Genomic DNA, 4,369 nt, shown 5'->3' with positions numbered 1-4,369 from the left:
ATTTGTTATTTTGCTTAAAAATTTAAACAATTTAGGAAATATTCTGATATTAGTTATTGTTAAAATATACCAAAAGACAAAACCAAATCCCTGACCTTCTCCAGGAGAAAATATTTTTACTTCAGGAAATTTTTCCAACATTCTTCCAACTTCAGCAAAAGTAAATCTGTGATAGTCCATTTGATCGTGAAAACCCCAAAAAAATGGTACATAAAAAAATGCTTCTCCTTTTTCTTCTAAAATATTATAAATATTATCTATTGCTTTCCAATATTCTTCAACATGTTCTAATATAGCATTGCAATAAATACCACTAAAAGAATTAGGCTCTATTTTAGTATTAGCAATATCATCTATAAGGTCTGGTTTATATTCGGCAATAATATCAGTAGATACGATAATGTTATTGGGATTTTGATTCAATAAATTGATTCTCTTACGACTTAATGAATAGCTATTTCTTCCACCAATATCAAGCAATCTATCTTGCGATACTACTCGCTTTTCGTATTCTTCTCTAATATGGGGGTTGAAATCAATCTTTGTTTTATGACCTTGAAATAAATCCATAGTATTGATTGTCATATATGTTGATATCCAATTTAAATATTTTGGAGATTGTTCTCAAATTTCAAAGATTGATAGAGATCAGTAAACATTTACACTTTTCAACGACAGCAGCATTTTACCACGAATGCAGTGTGTAAAGCTAGTTTTACGATAGCTTTAACTTACTCTGGATAGCATTTCAAAGGGGATTAAGAAAGTCCAGCATTATTTTCTTAAGCAAGATTTTAACTATGTTTCTACTAGCCTAGATTATTGCTGGTATTGCTTATCGCATCGGCGCCGGAACCCACTTTTGGAAACTCTCTAAATGATTCCAGTAAGCCAAATATCCAGTCAATGCCCAAATTAGAGCGGCAACTATCAGCACTGCTACGCCAATTAGCCGCCAAGTTCGGTTGGTTTTCCAATAGAGAGTTGGCGCTGCAAAAACACCACCTAAGCCAGTTAAAATAAAGCCGATTCCCGATAAGAGCGGTTGGCGTGTCAAATTCAAGTTGATGATGCGGATACCGACTACGATCGCAACTACGCCAGCAAAAAAGCCGTAAACTGCTATTGTCAATAAATCCCAATTTTGAGCTAGGGCGATCGCAGCTGCCACAAACAAGATTCCAAAAAGAACACTTGTTTCACCGAAGGCAATGTTAAAGCTACCGGTAACAGGCCAGGTAAAACTCATGTGTAAACCAGTTGTGAGTGCGATCGCACCTGTAATTCCGAAACCGGGAATCCACTGCCTTTGATTAGAGCTATCTATACCACGATATACATAGTCAGCCAGTAGAAATAACCCAGCTACCATATTGATTAACATTAGAGTGATGTAGTCGATAAACACGATTAACCTCTTAGTTTGACAAGATGTTTACTTTGTGCATCGTTTTTCAGTTTTTAGTGAATCTACTAGCTTTCTTCTTTGTTATTTTATACCTAAAGATAGACCTGAATAAAAGCAACATTATGGATATACACTGCTAAATATTTGTACCAGTTCTTAACTTAGTAACTTTTAAACAGGTTTTATACTGGAGTTGTAGGAGTGAAAAATTAGGATGTCTTAACTGGCACTTTTCTAACGAGTTAGCAGTAAAACTTAACTTTCTTCCACGTGTATCCGCCCTTTGGTAGACTTGAAAACTGAAATAGGCAGATAAAACGACGCAAATTCAAGCAGCTGAGAGGGCAAACTCTGTGGAAAATACACTTGGTTTAGAGATTATTGAAGTAGTAGAGCAAGCCGCGATCGCATCTGCAAAGTGGATGGGCAAAGGCGAAAAAAACATCGCTGACCAGGTAGCTGTGGAAGCTATGCGGGAGCGGATGAATAAAATCCACATGCGCGGTCGCATTGTGATTGGGGAAGGCGAACGTGACGACGCGCCTATGCTATACATCGGGGAAGAAGTTGGTATCTGTACCCAACCAGATGCCGAAAGTGTCTGTAACCCTGATGAATTAATTGAAATTGATATCGCTGTTGACCCCTGTGAAGGTACCAACTTGGTAGCTTATGGACAACCTGGTTCGATGGCTGTCTTGGCAATTTCTGAAAAGGGTGGATTATTTGCTGCTCCTGACTTTTACATGAAGAAGTTAGCAGCACCCCCCGCAGCTAAGGGCAAGGTAGACATCAACAAGTCAGCAACAGAAAACCTCAAGATTCTTTCTGAGTGTCTAGATCGGAGTATTGAAGAACTTGTGGTCGTAGTCATGAAGCGCGAACGCCACAACGATTTAATTAAGGAAATCCGTGAGGCTGGAGCGAGAGTCGCCCTAATTTCAGATGGTGATGTGGGTGCAGCTATAAGCTGTGGTTTTGCTGGAACTAATATCCACGCGTTGATGGGTATCGGTGCGGCTCCTGAAGGCGTAATCTCAGCAGCAGCAATGCGTGCTTTGGGTGGACACTTCCAAGGTCAACTGATCTACGATCCAGCTGTAGTCAAAACAGGTCTGATTGGAGAAAGCAGAGAAGCCAACATCGATCGCTTAAAGTCTATGAATATTAATGACCCCGATAAGGTCTATGATGCTCATGAACTGGCATCTGGTAAAACTATTCTGTTCGCGGCTAGCGGCATTACCAGTGGTAATCTCATGCAAGGTGTACGTTTCTTCAAAGACGGGGCAAGAACTCAAAGCTTGGTAATTTCTAACCAATCGAAAACTGCTCGATTTGTTGATACAATTCACTTGTTTGGTGAACCAAAAGTTCTCCAATTGAACTAATTTTTAGGGAATGGGGAATGGTAAAAGTAATGGTAAAGCATTTGGAAAGAAATGTTTCTATAAAACGGAAAAATCATCACCAAAATGCTTTACCTTTACAGTAGTTAGTAGTTAGTAGTTAGTGATTAATGGTTGGTTGGAAAACTATCAACCAATAAACAAAAGTTCCCCATTCCCTATTCTTACTTAATACCAGATTGCCAACTACCAACTAGTAACTACAATTTAGCAAATGAATATAGCAGTGGTGGGGTTAAGCCATAAAACAGCCCCAGTAGAAGTCCGGGAAAAACTGAGCATTCCAGAACCACAAATTGAAAGTGCGATCGCTCAACTGGCCAACTATCCCCATATTGATGAAGTTGCAATTCTTAGCACTTGTAACCGCCTGGAAATTTACATTGTCACCAGTGAAGCAGACCAAGGTATCCGGGAAGTAACGCAGTTTCTTGCTGAATACAGTAAATTACCCGTGCTTTCTTTGCGACAACATTTATTTATGTTGTTGCATGATGATGCAGTTATGCACGTTATGCGGGTGGCCGGTGGTTTAGATAGTCTAGTACTTGGAGAAGGTCAAATTCTGGCTCAGGTGAAGACTACTCACAAGCTGGGGCAGCAATATAGTGGTATAAAAACCATTTTGAATCGATTATTTAAACAAGCGTTAACAGCTGGTAAGCGGGTTCGCACTGAAACTAGTATTGGTACTGGCGCTGTCTCTATCAGTTCGGCTGCTGTGGAGTTAGCACAGATAAAAGTAGCAAATTTAGCTGCTTGCCGAGTAGTAATTCTGGGTGCTGGTAAAATGTCGCGGCTGCTGGTGCAACACCTAATTTCTAAAGGTGCTGTGGAAATTAGTATTGTAAATCGCTCTCGCGATCGCGCCCTAGAATTAGCCAAGCAGTTCCCTCAACAACCGATCAATATTCATCCACTATCAGAAATGATGGCAGTAATTGCCGAGAGTGATTTGGTGTTTACAAGTACTTCTGCTACAGAGCCAATACTTGACCGTGCCAAATTGGAAATGGTTTTAGAAGTTCAGCGCTCTCTAATGTTATTTGATATTTCTGTGCCGCGTAATGTTCATGCAGATGTAAATGAACTAGAAAATGTACAGGCGTTTAATGTGGATGATTTGAAGGCAGTAGTAGCGCAAAACTACGAAAGCCGTCGGAAGATTGCACAGGAAGCAGAGAAACTTTTAGAAGAAGAAGTGGAAGCCTTTGATATTTGGTGGCGAAGTTTAGAAACTGTTACCACTATTAGCTGTCTGCGAAATAAAGTCGAAACCATCCGCGAACAAGAATTAGAAAAAGCTTTGTCGAGATTGGGTTCGGAATTCGCCGATAAACACCAAGAGGTGATTGAAGCATTAACGCGGGGAATTGTCAATAAAATTTTACATGACCCGATGGTGCAATTGCGATCGCAGCAAGATGTTGAAGCCAGAAGGCGTTGTATGCAAACTCTGCAAATGCTGTTCAACTTAGATGCAGGGGAGCAGTTTAGTTAAATTAAACAACAAGTAAGATCCCCGACTTCTTAAAGAAGTCGGGGATCTTAG

At 40.0% G+C, this 4,369-nt stretch carries 4 protein-coding genes; 2 read left to right on the top strand and 2 right to left on the bottom strand.

What is annotated here, in order from left to right; translation table 11 throughout:
- A partial coding sequence (locus tag ABF638_RS36785; RefSeq protein ID WP_435027686.1) for a class I SAM-dependent methyltransferase occupies window positions 1-585 on the bottom strand: 585 nt, incomplete at its 3' end.
- Window positions 586-835: 250 nt separating this feature from the next.
- On the bottom strand, window positions 836-1,408 hold the full coding sequence (locus ABF638_RS36780) for a DUF981 family protein (protein WP_435027685.1): 573 nt from the start codon (window positions 1,406-1,408) through the stop codon (window positions 836-838).
- A 353-nt stretch (window positions 1,409-1,761) separates the two neighbouring features.
- Here ABF638_RS36780 and glpX point away from each other — a divergent pair, with 353 nt between their 5' ends.
- The gene (glpX, locus tag ABF638_RS36775; protein WP_435027684.1) at window positions 1,762-2,799 is read left to right on the top strand and encodes a class II fructose-bisphosphatase; all 1,038 of its coding nucleotides are present in this window, start codon (window positions 1,762-1,764) and stop codon (window positions 2,797-2,799) included.
- A gap of 232 nt (window positions 2,800-3,031) precedes the next feature.
- Window positions 3,032-4,318 (top strand): glutamyl-tRNA reductase, encoded by a 1,287-nt coding sequence (locus ABF638_RS36770; protein ID WP_435027683.1) that lies wholly within the window; start codon window positions 3,032-3,034, stop codon window positions 4,316-4,318.
- Window positions 4,319-4,369 lie beyond the last annotated feature (51 nt).

It is taken from the genome of Nostoc sp. CALU 1950 (assembly GCF_051172895.1).
In the GTDB taxonomy this organism is placed as follows: Bacteria; Cyanobacteriota; Cyanobacteriia; order Cyanobacteriales; family Nostocaceae; genus Nostoc; species Nostoc edaphicum_A.
This window is presented reverse-complemented; position numbering and strand designations above follow the sequence as displayed.